The 19,221-nt window shown below is 38.9% G+C and carries 13 protein-coding genes and 1 tRNA gene; 10 read left to right on the top strand and 4 right to left on the bottom strand.

Features of this window, described 5'->3' with window-relative positions; all coding sequences use genetic code 11:
• Positions 1–2: 2 nt before the first annotated feature.
• Positions 3–1,337: an exodeoxyribonuclease VII large subunit gene (gene xseA, locus GQR54_RS09285; RefSeq protein ID WP_166377351.1), complete on the bottom strand. Its 1,335-nt coding sequence runs from the start codon at positions 1,335–1,337 to the stop codon at positions 3–5.
• A gap of 135 nt (positions 1,338–1,472) precedes the next feature.
• Here xseA and guaB point away from each other — a divergent pair, with 135 nt between their 5' ends.
• The 5 genes from guaB (at position 1,473) to rimI (ending at position 5,841) form a co-directional block, all read left to right on the top strand.
• Positions 1,473–2,942 (top strand): IMP dehydrogenase, encoded by a 1,470-nt coding sequence (gene guaB / locus GQR54_RS09280; RefSeq protein WP_002958783.1) that lies wholly within the window; start codon positions 1,473–1,475, stop codon positions 2,940–2,942.
• Between the two features lie 265 nt (positions 2,943–3,207).
• Positions 3,208–4,785, top strand: coding sequence for a glutamine-hydrolyzing GMP synthase (gene guaA / locus GQR54_RS09275; RefSeq protein WP_008170177.1), 1,578 nt, complete (start codon positions 3,208–3,210; stop codon positions 4,783–4,785).
• Positions 4,786–4,940: 155 nt separating this feature from the next.
• Positions 4,941–5,017: transfer RNA gene (locus tag GQR54_RS09270), tRNA-Trp, on the top strand.
• 64 nt (positions 5,018–5,081) lie between these two features.
• The gene (locus GQR54_RS09265; RefSeq protein ID WP_166377349.1) at positions 5,082–5,387 is read left to right on the top strand and encodes a hypothetical protein; all 306 of its coding nucleotides are present in this window, start codon (positions 5,082–5,084) and stop codon (positions 5,385–5,387) included.
• Positions 5,374–5,841: a ribosomal protein S18-alanine N-acetyltransferase gene (gene rimI / locus GQR54_RS09260; protein ID WP_007581622.1), complete on the top strand. Its 468-nt coding sequence runs from the start codon at positions 5,374–5,376 to the stop codon at positions 5,839–5,841. Before GQR54_RS09265 ends, rimI begins: the two co-directional genes overlap by 14 nt.
• Before the next feature lie 75 nt (positions 5,842–5,916).
• Here the strand turns inward: rimI and GQR54_RS09255 are convergent, their stop codons facing one another.
• Positions 5,917–8,583, bottom strand: coding sequence for an ATP-binding protein (locus GQR54_RS09255; protein WP_166377347.1), 2,667 nt, complete (start codon positions 8,581–8,583; stop codon positions 5,917–5,919).
• An 850-nt stretch (positions 8,584–9,433) separates the two neighbouring features.
• Here GQR54_RS09255 and prfC point away from each other — a divergent pair.
• The 4 genes from prfC to GQR54_RS09235 all read left to right on the top strand — a co-directional run bounded on the left by prfC (position 9,434) and on the right by GQR54_RS09235 (position 14,682).
• Positions 9,434–11,023 (top strand): peptide chain release factor 3, encoded by a 1,590-nt coding sequence (prfC, locus tag GQR54_RS09250; RefSeq protein ID WP_166377345.1) that lies wholly within the window; start codon positions 9,434–9,436, stop codon positions 11,021–11,023.
• 59 nt (positions 11,024–11,082) lie between these two features.
• Positions 11,083–12,825 carry an arginine--tRNA ligase gene (gene argS / locus GQR54_RS09245; RefSeq protein ID WP_166377343.1) on the top strand — a complete coding sequence of 581 codons (1,743 nt, stop codon included), beginning with the start codon at positions 11,083–11,085 and terminating at the stop codon, positions 12,823–12,825.
• 429 nt (positions 12,826–13,254) lie between these two features.
• Positions 13,255–13,893, top strand: coding sequence for a pyridoxamine 5'-phosphate oxidase (gene pdxH, locus GQR54_RS09240; RefSeq protein WP_033028926.1), 639 nt, complete (start codon positions 13,255–13,257; stop codon positions 13,891–13,893).
• A gap of 21 nt (positions 13,894–13,914) precedes the next feature.
• Positions 13,915–14,682: a TatD family hydrolase gene (locus GQR54_RS09235; protein WP_166377341.1), complete on the top strand. Its 768-nt coding sequence runs from the start codon at positions 13,915–13,917 to the stop codon at positions 14,680–14,682.
• On the opposite strand, the gene GQR54_RS09230 is transcribed toward GQR54_RS09235, so the two are convergent.
• On the bottom strand, positions 14,649–15,269 hold the full coding sequence (locus GQR54_RS09230; RefSeq protein ID WP_166377339.1) for an AhpA/YtjB family protein: 621 nt from the start codon (positions 15,267–15,269) through the stop codon (positions 14,649–14,651). The two genes, GQR54_RS09235 and GQR54_RS09230, sit on opposite strands and share 34 nt — an antisense overlap.
• Positions 15,270–15,421: 152 nt before the next feature.
• On the opposite strand from GQR54_RS09230, the gene serB reads away from it, so the two are divergent.
• Positions 15,422–16,450 carry a phosphoserine phosphatase SerB gene (gene serB, locus GQR54_RS09225; RefSeq protein WP_166377337.1) on the top strand — a complete coding sequence of 343 codons (1,029 nt, stop codon included), beginning with the start codon at positions 15,422–15,424 and terminating at the stop codon, positions 16,448–16,450.
• A 20-nt stretch (positions 16,451–16,470) separates the two neighbouring features.
• Here the strand turns inward: serB and GQR54_RS09220 are convergent, their stop codons facing one another.
• Entirely contained in the window at positions 16,471–18,936 is a 2,466-nt protein-coding gene (locus GQR54_RS09220; RefSeq protein ID WP_166377335.1) for a PilZ domain-containing protein, read from the bottom strand.
• Between the last annotated feature and the right edge of the window lie 285 nt (positions 18,937–19,221).

The raw sequence follows: 19,221 nt of genomic DNA, 5'->3' as shown, positions 1-19,221 counted from the left end.
CCTTAGCTATGTACTTGTGAGTGCACCACGCCGTCAACAAATTCTGTAATTAGCGTGTCGCCAGCTTTTACATCTCCTACCGATTTAACCACTTTGTTTTTCTCATTTTTTGTAATGCTGTAACCACGTGCTAATACGTTGAGTGGGCTTACTGAGTCTAATCTACTCGCTTGTAACGCCAAATTATTATTAGCTTGTTGCAATTGATGTTGTATAGCCTGATTAAGCCTTGCTTGTATTTGCGTAAGTTGATGGCTTGCTGTAGCGAGTTTTTTGTCGGGTGATTGGCGCATTAAGCGCGGCGTTAAGTTATTGAGTGTGCGTTCTTGCTGGTATAAACGATTACGCATAGCTTGTTGCAGTGCAATGCTTAGCTCATCTAAGCGTTGTGATTTTTGATTGAGCTGATTACGCGGATGACACAAATTAAGACGATGCTGTAACTGCGTTGCTAGTGCGCGTTTGTCGGCAATACCGTGCTTAAACGCGTTAGATAAACGATTAACTAATTGCGTTACCTTATTGTGTAACTCTTGCGTATTTGGGCTTACAAGCTCAGCTGCGGCTGATGGAGTCGCTGCACGAACATCAGCAACGTAATCGCTAATAGTGGTATCTATTTCGTGGCCTACCGCACTTACTATCGGTAATTCACTTTTGAAAATAGCGCGGGCGAGCTGTTCGTGATTAAAACACCATAAATCTTCAAGTGATCCGCCGCCTCGCCCTAAAATAAGTACGTCTACTTCATCACGAGTGTTGGCTAATTCAATTTGGTTAATTAAATGCACGTGCGCTTCTTTGCCTTGTACCATAGCAGGGTAAATAATGACTTCTAGCTGCGGTGCACGGCGTTTGAGCACCGTTAAAATATCTTTTATAGCAGCGCCGGTTGCTGAGGTAATAACACCAATGCGATTAATATTTTGGGGTAATGGCTGTTTGTGAGCAGAGCTAAATAATCCTTCGGCGGCTAAACGCATTTTAAGCGCATCAAATTCTTGTTTTAGCTGACCTTCGCCTGCGGGTTCCATATGCTCAACAATAAGCTGGTAGTCACCGCGAGGTTCATAAAGCGATACACGCGCTTTTACTGTAACTTGTGCGCCATTTACAGGGCGGTAGCTTTGGTTGCGATTATTGCCTCGCCACATTGCGGCTTTAATTTGTGCTTTATCGTCTTTTAACGAAAAGTACCAATGTCCAGATGCAGGGGTAATAAAGTTAGAAATTTCGCCCGTGAGCACTAAAGATGCAAAACCTTGCTCAAGGATTGTGCGAATTTCTCTATTAAGGCGTGAAACGGTGTAAACCGCCTGCGAAGGCTTCGAAAACATAAAAAACAACCTAAAACTATTTATTGCACTACTTTATCATAAATATTTGCGAAATATTATTTACTCATGCCAACAACGCTGTTAAAATTTGGCCGCAATTCCTTATCTTAGATCCACATGTGAGAAGTTGCCAAAATGCTTAGAATCGCTAAAGAAGCTCTTACCTTTGATGACGTACTTTTAGTACCTGGTCATTCTACTGTTTTGCCACACACGGCAAATATTTCAACTCGCTTAACGCGTGGTATCAAACTTAACTTGCCGCTTATTTCAGCATCTATGGATACTGTTACAGAAGCTCGTTTAGCTATTGCCCTTGCGCAAGAAGGTGGTCTTGGTTTTATTCATAAAAACATGACTATTGAAGAACAAGCGAAAAACGTACGTAAAGTTAAAACCTACGAAGCAGGTATTGTTTCATACCCTGTAACGGTTACTGCCGATTTAACAATTGCAGATGCAATTGAGCTTTCGCACGAAAAAGGTTTTTCAGGCTTTCCGGTTACCGATAGCAATAATGTGCTTGTAGGCATTGTTACTAGTCGTGATATGCGTTTTGAAACTAAGCTTGAACAGCCTGTTTCTACCGTTATGACTAAAAAAGAAAAGCTTGTTACCGTTAAAGAAGGCGCAGCACGCGAAGAAATTTTAGGCTTAATGCACGAACACCGCATTGAAAAAATCCTTGTTGTTGATGATGAATTTAAACTTAAAGGCATGATCACAGTAAAAGATTACCAAAAAGCCCAAGACAAACCTGACGCATGTAAAGACGACCAAGGTCGTTTACGTGTAGGTGCAGCTGTAAGTGTTGGTGCAGGTACTGATGAGCGTATTGCTGCATTAGTAGAAGCGGGTATTGATGTTTTACTTATCGATACATCGCATGGTCACTCTCAAGGTGTTATTGACCGTGTTACTAAAACACGTAAAGAGTACCCAGACTTACAAATTATTGCAGGCAACATAGCAACAGCTGAAGGTGCGATTGCACTTGCTGATGCGGGTGCCGACGCAGTTAAAGTAGGTATCGGCCCAGGCTCTATCTGTACTACACGTATTGTTACCGGTTGTGGCGTTCCACAAATTACCGCTATTTCAGATGCTGTTGAAGGCTTAAAAGGTCGCGACATTCCTGTTATTGCTGATGGTGGCATTCGTTTTTCTGGTGATATTGTTAAAGCACTTGTTGCTGGTGCATCGTGTGTAATGGTGGGTTCACTGCTTGCTGGTACTGAAGAAGCACCAGGTGAAGTTGAATTATACCAAGGCCGTTATTACAAATCTTACCGTGGTATGGGCTCATTAGGCGCGATGGATCAAAAAGAAGGTTCATCAGATCGTTACTTCCAAAAATCAAACGAAGCAGACAAGTTAGTACCTGAAGGTATTGAAGGTCGCGTAGCTTACAAAGGTCCTATTGCAACGATTATTCATCAGCAAGTGGGCGGCCTACGAAGCGCTATGGGCTTAACGGGTTGTGCAACAATTGAAGAGCTAAATACAAAACCACAATTTGTACGTGTTACTTCAGCAGGTATGGGTGAGTCGCACGTTCATGATGTGCAAATCACTAAAGAAGCACCAAATTACCGCTTAGGTTAAGCAGCGTAATTAATTTAATATACTGGGCTTGCTTTGCAAGCCCTCTTTTTAGTCGTTTATATAAATACCAATTGCATTAATAAAGTGGTCAATTATTGCGACAGATAAATGGCTCAATAACGAGGCAAAAATTTCGATTTTTAGTTTCTTCTAAATAAGAAGTTTTTAACGTGGTTAGAGAGTTATTTAGCCTGCAAGAATTAGTAATGTTTAATAAAATTGGTATTCAAAGCGGCATTTAGCATCAGACTTTACGAGATACTCCATGAGCAAAGATATTCACGATTCACGAATTCTCATTTTAGACTTTGGTTCACAATACACTCAATTAATCGCCCGCCGTGTGCGTGAAATTGGTGTTTACTGTGAACTTTGGGCATGGGATGTGACTGAAGAGCAAATCCGCGAGTTCAACCCACAAGGTATTATTCTTTCTGGTGGTCCAGAATCAACAACACTTGAAAACAGCCCGCGCGCTCCTGAGTATGTATTTAATGCAGGCGTGCCTGTGCTAGGTATTTGCTACGGTATGCAAACAATGGCAGCTCAACTTGGCGGAAGTGTACACAGCTCGGATAAAAAAGAGTTTGGTTACGCACAAGTAGAAAAAGTAGGCAACTGTGCATTATTTGATGCAATTGAAGACAGCATTACCGATGGCGGCAACGGCATACTCGACGTATGGATGAGTCATGGCGACAAAGTAATGGATATTCCAGCTGGTTTTGCAACAACAGCTAAAACATCTACTTGTCCACATGCTGCAATGTCTAACGAAGAAAAACGTTTTTATGGCGTACAGTTTCACCCAGAAGTAACGCACACGCATCAAGGTCAGCGCTTATTAGAGCGTTTTGCTATTGATATTTGTGGCTGTGAAAAACTGTGGACTGCTGCAAAAATTATCGATGATGCTATCGAGCGTATTAAAGAAACAGTTGGCGATGACGAAGTTATTTTAGGCCTCTCTGGTGGTGTTGATTCATCGGTTGTGGCTATGCTTATTCACCGTGCAATTGGCGAAAGACTAACATGTGTATTTGTTGATAATGGTTTACTTCGTTTAAACGAAGGCCAACAAGTAATGGACATGTTTGGTAATAAATTTGGCTTAAACATTGTTAAAGTTGAAGCTGAAGAGCAGTTTTTAAATGATCTAGCGGGTAAGTCAGACCCAGAAGATAAACGTAAAGCCATTGGTCACACGTTTATTAATGTATTTGATGAGCAAGCCAAAAAGCTTAAAAATGCAAAATGGTTAGCGCAAGGTACAATTTACCCTGATGTAATTGAATCAGCGGCATCTGCAACTGGTAAAGCGCATGTTATTAAATCTCACCACAATGTGGGCGGATTACCAGATGACATGAAAATGGGCCTTGTTGAGCCATTACGTGAATTATTCAAAGATGAAGTACGTAAAATTGGCCTAGAGCTAGGTTTACCGTACGATATGCTTTACCGTCATCCTTTCCCTGGACCAGGTTTAGGTGTGCGTGTACTTGGCGAAATCAAAAAAGAATACTGTGATTTATTACGCCGCGCTGATGCGATTTTCATCGAAGAGCTTCACAAAGCTGAGCTTTACCATAAAGTAAGCCAAGCGTTTACTGTATTCTTACCTGTTAAATCGGTAGGGGTTATGGGTGATGCACGTAAGTACGATTGGGTTGTATCACTTCGTTGTGTGGAAACAATCGACTTTATGACAGCGCGCTGGTCACATTTACCTTATGAGTTTTTAGGTGTGGTTTCAAACCGTATCATTAATGAAATAGATGGTATTTCTCGTGTTGTTTACGATATTTCAGGTAAACCACCTGCAACTATCGAATGGGAATAATTAATTTTAGTTTTAATTAACTAATTTTAAGTGATTAAAAAACGGCGGATTAGCATGCTAATTCGTCGTTTTGTTTATTTAAAAAGCAGTTAAACTAAAAGAGTGATTTTTCTCTTTACCTTTGGCGAAACTTCTCTATAATTCGTCGTCATTGCAGGGGCGTAGTTCCAATTGGTAGAACAGCGGTCTCCAAAACCGATGGTTGGGAGTTCGAATCTCTCCGCCCCTGCCATTTCTTCTTTACATCGTTTTTATTACTTCTTATATTGTTCAAATGTCTAATCTACTGAGTTGTTATGCATCCACGTTACGCAGCTATTTTTGATATAGAAAATCTTGAACTCAATCAGCATTATTGTCCAAAAATAAATGATCAAGCTAATACTTTATCGCAAAGCACGATAGCTAGTTCTTTAACGCTAAATGAGCAACTACTTGCAGACATTAAACTCAGTGCAGAGCCTATTATTATAAATAGCGTTGTACAGGGCAGTGAGATGCAATTAAACGACAATAAGCTTACATTGCCAACCCCACAGCTCAACGCCTCTGAGAAGCGTGCTTTATGGGCTTTAATGAGTGAACACCTTGATAAACTTTAAATCAGTAGATGAAACTGCAATACCTCAATTAATGGCCATCGAAACAGCGTGTCATAGTCATCCGTGGACTTTAAATACAATGGGTTCATGTATAGGTGGGCGCTATTTTAATGTTGCCGCATTTGATGAGGCGAGCATGATTGGTTTTTATATTGGTGAAAAAGCAGGGCCTGATTTTACACTTATGGATATTTGTGTAACACCAAGTCACCAGGGTAAGGGTATTGCAAGGCAGTTGTTAGCGCAGTTTATTGAATATGGTGAGCAGCAAAATGCTGAAAACCTCTTTTTAGAAGTACGCGAATCAAATACGCGTGCTATTGCTCTGTACGAGCGCGCAGGCTTTGCTGAAATGTCAGTGCGTAAAAACTACTACCCAAGTGATAACCCTGCTAAAAATGGCTTTGAAGACGCTATTTTAATGGGTATGGCGCTAGGTTTAAACTTTTCATAATTAAAGTCGGTAATTGGCATTTAAAATACAGAGCTGCTAAAAACAGAGTAATTGCACCGCTATGCAAGTTAACTTTTAGCTTACTTTGTCGCTAATTGCTTGCTCAATTGCTGCTATTAAATCATTTACCAGCTCGTCTCTTGGCACTTTATTGTTACTTTTTAAGTTCTCTTCAAGTGCCGCAGCGCTTTGATAAATTTTATCAAAGTTAAAGCACCCAGAACTACCTTTAATATTGTGCGCTATGCCTCTTAATGCTTCCCAATCATCACGATTGTGCAGAGCTTTAACTTCTTTTAAATATGTAGGTAAGTTAGCTAAATAATTATCAGCAATTTGCTGAAACTTTTCGCTATTTAATAAGCTATCCCATTTATTTTGATTATCTTTTTCAAGGTGCAGGTAGCTTACGAGTACATTTTCAAGAGCATCTTTATCAATGGGTTTAGCAAGTGCTTTGTCGCAACCCGCTTCTAGATAAGTCCCTATATCATGGTTCATTACATTGGCAGTAAGAGCAATGATAGGGCCATCGTAGGCTGCATGACGAAGCATTTTAGTCGCTTCTAACCCACCCATTACAGGCATTTGCATATCCATAATAATAAGTTGGTAGTCGTTTACGAGCGCCATTTCTACAGCTTGTGCGCCATTACTGGCAATATCGGGTTCAAGACCCCAGGTTTGCAGTAATAATTTAATTAATAGTTGGTTATCTGGGTTATCCTCGGCAACTAATATATTGGCGTCGAAGCTATTAGTCGCAAACGATAATAGAGGGTCTTTCTCTGGTATTAACTGGCTGTCTTGCGTTAAGAATTCAAGCATGGGTTGATCATCAGATAACTGACACGCTACCCTAATTGTAACGCGGCTACCAACACCCACTTCACTTTCAAGATTTACATCACCACCAAGTAACAGTGCTAAGTTTTTAGAAATACACAACCCTAGACCTGTACCACCAAAACGACGCGTGGTAGTGGCGTCGGCTTGTTCAAACGGTTTAAATACACGCTCTATTTGATGCTCAGACATACCAATGCCGGTATCTTTAATTACAAATTCAAGCCTTTGACTCGCTTCTAAATAATGCACACAAATAGTTACACTGCCATTTTCGGTAAATTTAACAGCGTTGTTAGCAATGTTTATAAGTATTTGTTTTAAGCGGGTCACATCACTATAAATGCTGCGAGGTAGCGGTAGTTGGTAGTCGATATTAAGGGTTAATTTTTTTTCTTGTGCCAGTGGTCGAATAATTGATTCAATGTCGTGCACAAGCTGTACTACGTTTAATACTGATAAATCAACTGCTAGCTTTTCAGCTTCAATTTTAGATAAATCGAGTATGTTATTTATTAATTCTAATAAGTGTTTTGAATTACGTAAAATAGTGCTGAGATGTTGTTTGTCGTTAGCTACTTTATCGTTGTGAAGCAACTGTTCTGTAAAGCCCATAATAGCCGTGAGCGGCGTACGTATTTCGTGGCTCATATTTGCTAAAAAGCGACTCTTGAGCTGATTAGCTTGCTCGGCTTGGCCAATTGCAAGTTCTAGTTGGCTGTTCATGGCTTCAAGTGCTTTAGTACGACTTTCTACTTTGTCTTCAAGATGGTGCTTATACTCTTCAAGCTGTTGTTGATAGTGTCTTATTTGATTAACCATGTGATTAAAGTCGTTAAACAAAACCCCCATTTCATCGTTAGTATGTGCAGGCAAGTGCACCGACAAATCACCATCCCCCACACGGTGGCTTGCTGCACCTAGTAACTCAATTGGGTTAAGTAATAAATTACGTACTACTACAAAAATTAATATTGGTAGGGTTATCACCGAAATAATAACAATTAACCCAGTTATTAAACTTATCGCTTTACCTGATTGATAAAGCACACCTTTGGGAATGGTCGAAACGTAATAATATCCGCCGGGCATTTGTACGGCAAAAATCATTCGCTCTATTTTATCTATACTTGAAAGCTCAATAGTTGAAAGCATGCCGATATCGGCGAGGTCGTGTACTTGGTTAAGTTCATATTCGCTTATGTATTGGCCGCGCATATTGTAGTCAGAACTAAATAAAATTTTACCGTCTTTGGTTAACATTAAATTAAGCGTGTTGTTATATGGCGCTTCTAAAATACTGGAGTTAAGTATTGAAGGCTCTATATGTATTACAATAAAACCAAGTTGCTGTGGGCGTTTTAAATAGTAATCAACGCTATAAATTCGTTGAATAAAATACAAACTAGTAGTGCCATCCTCCTTTTGAATCATAAATTGCTGCTTACTTAAATTACTTTGCAATACTTGATTAAAAAATGGATAGCTTTTAGGTGCTGTTGTTAGGTTGTTAGAATAGTAGGCATCGCTTTTCCCACTTGTTGAAACTAGATTAATGCTAATTATATCTGGGTAGGCTTCACTATAACTGGCAAATACATCCATAAGCGCACCAAGTTTTCGGGTGTAATTCCCGTTGGCGCGAATGTCATTTGTTAAAAAATCGCTAAGTACTGGCGAGGTGGAAAGTAGTTTTGCTGTAGAGTGAAAAGAGTCGATATAGTTGAATATTTTTTGCTGTTGCTGTTCAACAAAACGGCTCATTATTAAATCAGCTTGTTTCTGTGTTGAATTAGTTACATTGGTGAGCGTAAAGCCACCTAAAAATAGTAAAGGTAGAATAACAAGGGGTGTTATATACCACAATAATCTAATACTTAACTTACTGGTTTTCATGACCAAACGACTTATCCTCCATGCAATCTATCAATAATATGCGTTACGACTTTATTACACAAGCTTACGGCGGTCTTGGTGGCTAAATTACAACCATTAACTGTATGGTATTTAACTCTATGTTGAGGTTTTTTTATGTCATTAAGTTATTTTAATTTAACAAGTTACAGACTTATAACAGATATTTAGTTGTTCTAAAAAGTTTACATACATTTACATCTTTTAAAGTCATTTTTTTAGAAATAAGTGGTATCACTTAAAATTGAATTATCTAATTTACTCTTAGTTACAAATACCAGTGGATTAACGCTGGGCTGTTATCTGGCCTACTAGGTTATGTTTTCGAGCAAGGCTTAATAATTATAATGGTGTGTAGAGATTTGGTGTATTGTGTACTGCTCCTACTATTTAGCTTATTACTTAATCTTTTTGTACCTCATTTACAGTTAGGCTTCCCAAAATCCATATTAATAAAAAAGATCAGCTAATAACTAACCATTGATTGTTTATAAGGCCAAGATCAGCGAAAATAGTCTTTAATTACGATTAACATAACGGATCGCATGTGAGGGGCCAATTTAGGGCTTTTCTGATGGTGTGTTGAGCTTTCGAGGTTACCTTATACCAACTATATTAAAATATGATCATTCAGCGTATTAAATAACTCACTAACTACGTTAAAAGTTATTCATAGAGAACAACTCCGTGTCATAATTTTGCCTTGTTATTGCACTGTTTTTTATCGTTATAATAGATCACTAATTTAATGCAATTGGTATTATTTAAGCCTTGAAAGCTCAGCATACTTAAAGTGGATAATATCCGTATACAAACTAAAAGAAATTTTTTAATGGCAGATCAAAATCTTCTGAGTGAAATTAATAAACGACGTACCTTTGCTATCATCTCTCATCCGGATGCTGGTAAAACAACTATTACCGAAAAAGTATTGTTATTCGGACAAGCTATTCAAAGAGCCGGCACTGTAAAAGGCCGTGGTTCTAACCAACATGCAAAGTCTGACTGGATGGAAATGGAAAAAGAGCGTGGCATATCAGTTACTACCTCTGTAATGCAGTTTCCGTATAAAGACGCTTTAGTTAACTTACTTGATACACCAGGGCACGAAGATTTCTCTGAAGATACTTACCGCACATTAACCGCAGTAGATTCGTGTTTAATGGTAATTGATGCAGCAAAAGGTGTAGAAGATCGTACCCGCAAGTTAATGGAAGTAACACGCCTGCGTACAACGCCAATCGTTACATTTATGAACAAATGTGACCGTGAAATTCGCGACCCAATGGAAGTGTTAGACGAAGTTGAAACAGAACTAAAAATTGCCTGTGCGCCTATTACTTGGCCAATTGGCTGTGGTAAGGATTTTAAAGGTGTTTACCATATCCACAATGACGAAGCTATTTTATACAAATCAGGTCAAGGTCATAAAATTCAAGAAGTTCGTACAATTAAAGGTCTTGATAACCCTGAGCTAGATATTGCGATTGGTGAAGATTTAGCTGCGCAATTACGTGATGAGCTTGAGCTTGTTATTGGCGCATCAAACGAATTTGATTTAGATCTGTTTTTAGCTGGTGAGCTTTCGCCTGTTTATTATGGTACTGCACTAGGTAACTTTGGTGTTGACCACGTTTTAGATGGTTTGACTAGATGGGCTCCAACGCCATTACCGCGCGAAACAGAAGACAGACTTATTGTTGCAACTGAAGAGAACTTTACCGGTTTCGTATTTAAAATTCAGGCCAACATGGACCCGAAACACCGTGATCGTATTGCATTTATGCGTATTGTATCGGGTAAGTACAGCCAAGGCATGAAAATGAATCACGTGCGAATTGGCAAGCAAGTGAGCATTTCTGATGCGGTAACCTTTATGGCGGGCGACCGCGAGCGCGCGGCTGACGCTTACGCCGGCGACATTATTGGTTTGCACAACCACGGAACCATTCAAATTGGTGATACATTCACGCAAGGCGAAAAACTTAAATTTAGTGGTATCCCTAACTTCGCGCCTGAATTATTCCGCCGTATTCGTCTTCGCGATCCGCTTAAGCAAAAGCAATTATTAAAAGGCTTAGTACAGCTTTCTGAAGAAGGTGCTGTGCAGGTATTTAGACCGCTTATAAACAACGATTTAATTGTGGGCGCAGTAGGTGTACTTCAGTTTGATGTAGTTGTAGCGCGCTTAAAAGCCGAATATAACGTAGATGCTATTTACGAAGGTGTAAACGTAAATACAGCGCGTTGGGTAAGCAGCGGCGATGTGAAAAAGTTTGAAGACTTTAAGCGTAAGTGCGAAAGTAATTTAGCACTCGATGGTGGCGATAACTTAACTTACATTGCGCCGAGCCGTGTAAATCTTAATTTATCAGTAGAGCGTTACCCAGAAGTGACATTTAACCACACTCGCGAAAACTAGAATCGACTGACTACAGTTAACTGAAAGCCTGCTTTGGCGGGCTTACAAAGGTAAAAAATATGAATATTCGTACTATTTTAATCGAAAAAGCCATTGCCGCTATGGCGGGCGCAGGCTTACCTGAAGATACAAACCCAGCAGTAACACAAAGCACACGTCCACAATTTGGTGATTACCAAATTAATGCAGCAATGGGCGCGGCTAAAAAAATGAAAAGCAACCCACGTGAGCTTGCGCAAAAAATTATAGATAATCTTGATGTAAGCGATATTGCTCAAAAGACTGAAATTGCTGGCCCAGGTTTTATTAATATTCATTTAAAGCCTGAATTTTTAGCGCAAAGCGTTAAAGCAGCTAACAGTGATGCAAAACTTGCTGTAAACGAGCATGCTAACCCGCAAAAAGTAGTTGTTGACTATTCATCACCAAACCTTGCTAAAGAAATGCACGTAGGCCATTTACGTTCAACTATTATTGGTGACTCAATTGTGCGTGCGCTTGAATTTAGAGGCGACACGGTTGTACGTCAAAATCACATGGGTGATTGGGGCACGCAATTTGGTATGTTAATCGCGCATTTAGAAGATCAAATTAGCGAAGGTGTAGATTTAGATTCGGTAGCGCTTGCTGATTTAGAAACCTTTTATCGCGATGCTAAAAAACGCTTTGACGACGAAGAAGGCTTTGCAGATAAAGCACGTAATTACGTTGTTAAATTACAAGGCGGCGACGCGCACTGTGAAAAACTTTGGAAACTATTTATAGCAACCTCAGTTAAGCACTCTGAAGAAGTATACAAACGTTTAAATGTAACGCTTACTCAAGCCGATATTATGGCTGAAAGCGCATACAACGCAGAACTTAACGACATTATTAGCCTACTTAAAGATAAAAATATTGCAGTAGAGTCGCAAGGCGCGCAAGTTGTGTTTTTAGATGAGCTTGCCAACAAAGATGGTGAACCATCTGCGTTTATCGTACAAAAATCTGGCGGCGGGTTTTTATATGCAACAACAGATTTAGCGGCATGTGATTACCGTTCAAATAAATTAGGTGCTGATCGTATCTTAATTTTTGTAGATGCACGTCAAAATCTACACTTTAATCAAGTAGAGCTTACAGCGCGTAAAGCTGGTTTATTACGAGACGAAACAAGTTACGAGTTTTGCCCGTTTGGCACCATGATGGGCGCCGATAACAAACCATTTAAAACACGTACTGGCGGCACAGTAAAACTTGCTGACTTATTGGAAGAATCAATTAACCGTGCAGCTGCAAAACTAGCTGAACGTGAATCGGATTTAAGTGATAGCGATCGCAGCGAGATTGCACGTAAAGTAGGTATTGGCGCAGTTAAATACGCCGACCTTTCTAAGCACCGTACCAGCGATTACATTTTTAACTGGGACAGCATGCTAAGCTTTGAAGGCGCAACCGCTCCTTATTTACAATATGCTTATACACGTATACGCAGTATTTTCCGTAAGTCAGGCGTTGATGCAGCTACATTAAATTCAAATGTTGCAATTATTGAGCCTCAAGAAAAAGCACTAGCGCTTAAGCTACTACAGCTTGAAGAAGTACTTGATTTAATGATCAGCGAAGCAACACCGCACGTACTATGTGGTTACCTATATGAGCTAGCAAGCTTATACATGACATTTTACGAAGCCTGCCCAGTACTTAAAGAAGGCGTAGAGCCAAGCGTGCGCGATAGCCGATTAGTGTTGTGTAATTTGGTTTCTAAAACATTAGAAACGGGATTAGATTTGCTAGGCATCGAAGTTATGGAGCAAATGTAATCACCGTCGTATTTTAACCTAATACTGCGTTATCCAATCCGACTTACCCTAATCACATACAAACCGTATGCTCATAGGGATAAGCCGGATTGGACGCCTTGTCTTAGGCTAAACTACTTAGGTGAACCTTCTGCTGTGTGTAGTTCGCTTTAGCTGCGTTGGTAAAACTATTTAGCCTAAGTCACATACAAACCGTATGCTCCTTGGCATAAATAGTTTTACCGCCTTGCTAGCACTCCTACACTTGCAGATGTAATGTTTTACATTGTAGGTTGGGCTGAGTGAAACGAAACCCAACGATACACCTGAGACTCTATGTTTATTGCTATCGCATACACCTGAATCTTAATATTTGTTACTACTCAACATCTATTGTTTTAAGCTCGCTACTCTAAGCTCTTTTCTAAGGCTTTATTTAAAGGATTTGTTATGAAACTCGAAGATATCCGCCGTGAATACCTGCAAGACGCGTTAAGCGAAGATAACTTGCAAGATGATCCATTCAAGCAGTTTGAAACATGGCTTGAGCATGCAGTGGCAAGCAAACTACCCGATCCAACAGCAATGGTTGTAGCAACCGTTGACGAAACCGGTCAACCTTCACAGCGCATTGTGCTTTTAAAGCATTTGGATGATAACGGCTTTGTGTTTTTTACTAATACGGGCTCGCGTAAAGCGCAAGAGCTTAAAGGTAATAATAAAATATCGCTGCATTTTCCGTGGCACCACATGGAACGCCAAGTTATTGTGTATGGCGAGGCTAAACCATTGCCTACCTCTGCTGTGGCAAAGTACTTTTTATCTCGTCCTAAAGAAAGCCAATTAGCCGCGTGGGCGTCAGCGCAAAGTCGTCCGGTGTCATCACGTAAAGTACTCATGGAAACCTTCGCTAACATGAAAAACAAGTTTGCTAAAGGTGAAATTCCATTGCCTGACTTTTGGGGCGGATATTGTGTAGTACCTACTAAAATTGAGTTTTGGCAAGGCGGGGCGCATCGTTTGCATGACCGCTTTATATATCAGCGCCAAGCAGATAATAGCTGGCAAATTACACGCTTAAACCCTTAATAAATAGACGAGTAAGTAACCGTGCAATTTATTGACTCTCATTGCCACCTCGACTTTAGCGAGTTTGATTCGAATCGTGAATCACTCATAAACGAGTGTGTAGCAAAGGGAGTTAATCAGTTTGTTGTGCCGGGTATTACGCTTGCTCAATCGCATACTCTCATAAAATTTAAAGCAACCTACCCAAGTATAAAAATAGCCGCAGGGCTACATCCTTACTTTTTAGAGCAACATAAAGAATCGCACATAGAAGCGTTATTTGATTTTGCGACTGAAAATAAGCATCAGCTGGTTGCAATTGGAGAGTGCGGGCTTGATCGAAGTATTGAAAACCTTTCTAAACAAACTTATTTATTTGAACAGCAAATAAAGCTTTCTAACGAGCTTAACCTACCGCTTATTGTGCACCATAGACAAAGCCATGATTTAATTGCGCAATCGTTTAAACGGTGTAAGCCAAAAAATGGGGGAGTGATTCATGCATTTTCGGGATCAATCCAACAAGCGCAGTATTATATTAAACAAGGCTTTAAGCTTGGCGTAGGCGGTGTTATTACCTATGAACGTGCAGTTAAAACACGTGTTGTTATTGCTGCTATTGAGCCAGAGCACTTAGTGCTTGAAACCGATTCGCCCTCAATGCCGTTAAGCGGCTATCAGGGTGAAGTTAACACGCCATTACATATACCTGATGTGTTTAACGCATTATGTGATTTAAAGCCACATAGCGAAAGAGAGGCGCTTGCAAAACAGCTTTACGATTCTTGCTCAGATGTTTTTTGCATATAACGGTTTACTTGCCAGCGTTTTAACCCTCGGCCTAATTGCCACGTAAAAATACAAGCAATTACTAGCATTAATAGTACTTGCCGACCTAAATCGTGAAAATGATTGTGGCTTTTAGCTATCGCGGCGCGAGTTAAATAAGTAACCGACACAAAGCCTATAGGACGGTCATCATTGCTTATTACAGGCTCCATAAAAGGTGTTTTTAACTTACTTATACCAGGCGTTGAGTCGGAAAGTTGACCATCAATATGATACGACTGCCAATTATCGCTACTGGCTAATAAAATACCCTGTTGATCGTAAATGGTAGCTGAAAGGACAAATTCATCTTTACTTATATCGTTACAAATTGCATTTAGCCGTGGTTTGTTTTTTTCAATTAAAGGTGTTTTAGCATTTAAAGCCATAAATTGAGTGAGACTTTTTGCAGTGCTACCGGCGCTATCGTAAAGTAACTGGTGACTCTGAAAACTACTATTTACACCCACCCAGCTTAGTAATACAAAACAGCCAGCCGCAATTATTAAGCGAGCAAGTCGCTTTCTTTGAGATGGAGATATTGGATTTTTAAGATGGTTATTTTTCATAGTCACCGTTTATGCTACTGACAGCATTTTGATTTGATGTTACAACTATACCAACTATAACCTTAAACCCTACCTGATGGCGAATTTAGTGTTGAGAATACCAAGTTTGATATTTCAACTATCAGGAAAATAAAAATAAACACGGAGATCCCATGTCGCAAATCAACATGGCACAGCCAGCTGCTGAGCAACCATTACAACACTTAACTCTAAATAAATGGTTTAGCTATAGTGGTGGTATATTTACACCTCTCGATCATGTTCCTGAGAAAAAATTTGGGTTATTTAGTATCGCGTTTGCGGGGGATTTTGAAGAAAAGCATATCGCGAGCATTACTGATTTTTTAGCTACGCATAACCAAACAGTTAGTGCTATATGCCAATATCAACCAGATTTAGGATTAGCTCCAGCATTGTGTTTTTACGCGCAAAATTCCGATCAAGCTATAAATCCGTTAGTGCTACAAGAGTTCTCAAACACTTTAGATTGTCAATTAGTGCAAGTTGCTACGCCGCCTAATTTATATGAGCCTGGTTTGTTGGTCATGGATATGGATTCAACAGCTATTACTATTGAGTGCATAGACGAAATAGCACGCCTTGCGAATGTATACGATGAAGTAGCTTCAGTAACTGCGCTTGCAATGGCAGGTACACTTGATTTTAGTGAGAGTTTAAATCAGCGTGTGGCTAAGCTTGAAGGTATTGAAAAAAGCTTAATTGAAGAATTGAAAAGTACATTACCACTCATGCCTGGTATTAAGGTACTGTGCCAAATTTTAAAGCAACACAATTGGTATTTAGCAATAGCTTCTGGTGGTTTTATGCCTTTTGCAGAGCGCGTACAAGAGCTTATTAATTTAGATGAAGTACACGCTAATGTACTAGAATTTCAAGACGATAAGTTAACAGGTAAGGTACTGGGTACAATTGTAGATGCGCAGCAAAAAGCGGTTTTTTTAGAGTCACTTCAGCAAAAGCTAGGACTTGAAAAAACACAAACAGTAGCTATAGGTGATGGCGCAAACGATTTAGTAATGATGGCTCAAGCTGGTCTTGGAGTTGCTGTACATGGTAAGCCAAAAGTAGTTGAGCAAGCGCAAGCCGCTATTTGTGAGGGGTCACTATTGCAATTATTGTACATGCTGGCTATTCCGTTAGTAAAAGAGCCAACACCATAATACAAATAGAGTTAAACCGCTTAGCGCAAGCGGTTTAACCAGATTAGTTTACGGCGGCCCATTTGTTCAACTTGCTCTTTTTCAAGTTCTAAATGGCTTAAAGCTTCTTCTGTTATATCTACTATGTCACCCACGCCCGCAACTGCCCATAATGCCTCTTCTAAATCTTTTGCTTTATGCATTGCATATTGGCTTACGTATTTTAGCTCATTTGAAAGATAGTCAGTATCGGGGCGACCTGTGCGCGACATAAACAAACGCATAACGAAAATAAGTTCAGACTTTATACCATTTTTTATCTGTATAAAGCCTTTTTGGTAATCTTCACCGAATATACATTGGCTTGTAATTGCATCTTCAATGTTGCCTATGCGAGGGTTGAAGTTAAGAATAAGGGTGAATGGTAAAGGTATATCTTTTCGACTACGATCTTTTATATTTGGGGTAATAACGTTAAGAATATCTTCTTTACTTAATATACTTGATAAGTCTGTTTTATTGTTTAGTAAACCAAAATTCTGCAAAATTGTATGGAGTGGGCTTGCGTATAAGCCAAAACCTACAGCGCCAACCTTAAAATGAGCAGCTTCTCTATTTAGATATAAAGGAAATTGGCAAATACTTTTAGTAACCATATTCCTTAAAGCCGTAGAGATCCCTTCAACCTTAGGTTCTTCCTCAGACGCTTTTAACTTATCTTTGTTTTTTTCAATTAGTTGGGTGAAAAAATCAATTCCAATATGCTCGGAGTTTGCTTCCTTATTTGCTTTTAAATTTAATGTGACGAGCGTTTCCCCAACGGCCATAACTTCGTATTTTAACTCTTTTAGATTGTAGTTTTTTGTTATCTTTTGTAGCTCTGGGAATGAGAGTAACGCAATATCACCTTTGTTAAATGTGGTAGCTTTTTCGCACTCTAAATGCAAGCCCATTACTGAAAAATCTCGAGTATGACCGAGAATAGTCACTCCATTAATATTCATTTCTACAGACGTTCGGTGAAGGTAGCGTTTTTGTGAGCGTAAATTTATATACTCAAGGGCGACTGTATCTAAATGTGGAGGAGCTTTGTGTTTTGTATGTCCAAATAACTTTAGTTGGTTAACAAGTGACTTATCGTAATCGGTTCTTTGATAATTTTGTTTTTCTACGGTATTACCAATACTTGTTAAAATAACTAAATATTTAACGTTTTTTATAAGACCTTCAACGCGTGGGATCGGAGGGCTATTTAGTTTTGCAATGTTTGCGTTTACGCTATCTGGCAGTGATAAAGGAATATATGAATCAGCAGGGTGACTTGGCATAATTTGAATTTTAAAGCACTGCCAATTTTCTTTTTGGCTTCCTAGGCCTAAAAATAATTTTCTTAATTCAGCATTATTATTAAGTTCATTACGGGTCGCTGAATAATAATAAATTTTCCCATGTACAATATGGGTAAATGTATAAAGGTAATCTTCTTTTATAGCCGTAGGCTGAACAAGTATTTTTTTCACACGCTTGTGGTTTAGCACGCTGTACAAACGTGACACCTTTCTTTCATCAGTAAAGTAGCGTTGAATAAAAATGTTGTTTTCAGTAGTTAAATTAAGGCTAGGATAAAGTTGTTCATCTTTTTCACTTAAAAATACATATAGCGATGTTACACGTGGAATATAAAACTGTTCGTAACCTTTAGAAATCACAGCATCTAGTGTGTTATCTAGATTTACTTTATAGCGGCGTTTATTGCCATTGATAAAACTGTTTAAAAAGTTATCGAATACATCATTTTTTTCTATATAGGTACGCTTTAATCTAACATGATTGAATTCAGATGTTCTGTTCTCAATAGCAACAATTTCATACTGAATTCCATTTTTTAAACCTAATTCAAAATCTTGTTCAAGACCAACTAGACGCATTGCTATAAGTTGACCTTTTTTTATAATATGTTCTTTAGCGAGCTTTACTTTACAGCCGCTTAAAGAAATATCTGAGGTACTAGCGGATATATCTTTTTTATTATTATACTCAATTGTTACTTTTATTGAGTAATTCATCCGTTCTTCACAACGGCTTTCGTAAGAGGCAAATTTTACTACATTGATACTTAATAAGCTGTCTAGTGCTTGCTGCTGCTCTTTACTTTGAATATTACGGTTATGGTTTTTTGTATTTAGTACGGCTTCGTAAACCGCCAAAGTGTATCCACCATATTGCTTTAGTGCCTTTTCAAATGCTTCAATAGCTGCATCATCCATGAAGTGTTGCTTACCATCGTGCTCGTAGGATTTTACAGTCCCATTAACCGCGCCACGTAAGTCAATAGAGCGTTCCACTGGCTGAGATAAACGTGACATCTCCATTTTCATCAGAAATTGCTCAGGTTTAGTTAATTTCCCTGTTTTTGATTTGAAAATTAAGTCAAATTTAGTATTGCCTAAATATGTTTTTAACTCGTTCACGAGGTCTTCATGTTTGAGCATTATGTCATCAGTCATTTATAAAACTATCACCGTCTAATTGAAAAGTAGGTATACTGTTATGTCTCTTTATTAGAAATCCCATTAAATACTAAACTGTTATATCTTGTTAATATGATTAAGGTTATTTCAGTAAGGATCATTTAAAGTTTATTATTATGTGGTATATGCCATTTTGTTGGCAAGTTACTTTAAACTATTTCAAAGCAAAAAGTATGCCCTAAATTATCGCTAAAAAGAAACATCATTTGTATTTAATGATTGTGGCGTTAGATTTTTATGCAGGCAAGAGTTTGTTGCTAA

The organism is Pseudoalteromonas sp. Z9A4 (genome assembly GCF_011378845.1).
GTDB classification, from domain to species: Bacteria; Pseudomonadota; Gammaproteobacteria; order Enterobacterales; family Alteromonadaceae; genus Pseudoalteromonas; species Pseudoalteromonas arctica.
The sequence above is the reverse complement of the archived record's forward strand: the minus strand, read 5'-3'. Positions and strand labels throughout refer to the sequence as shown.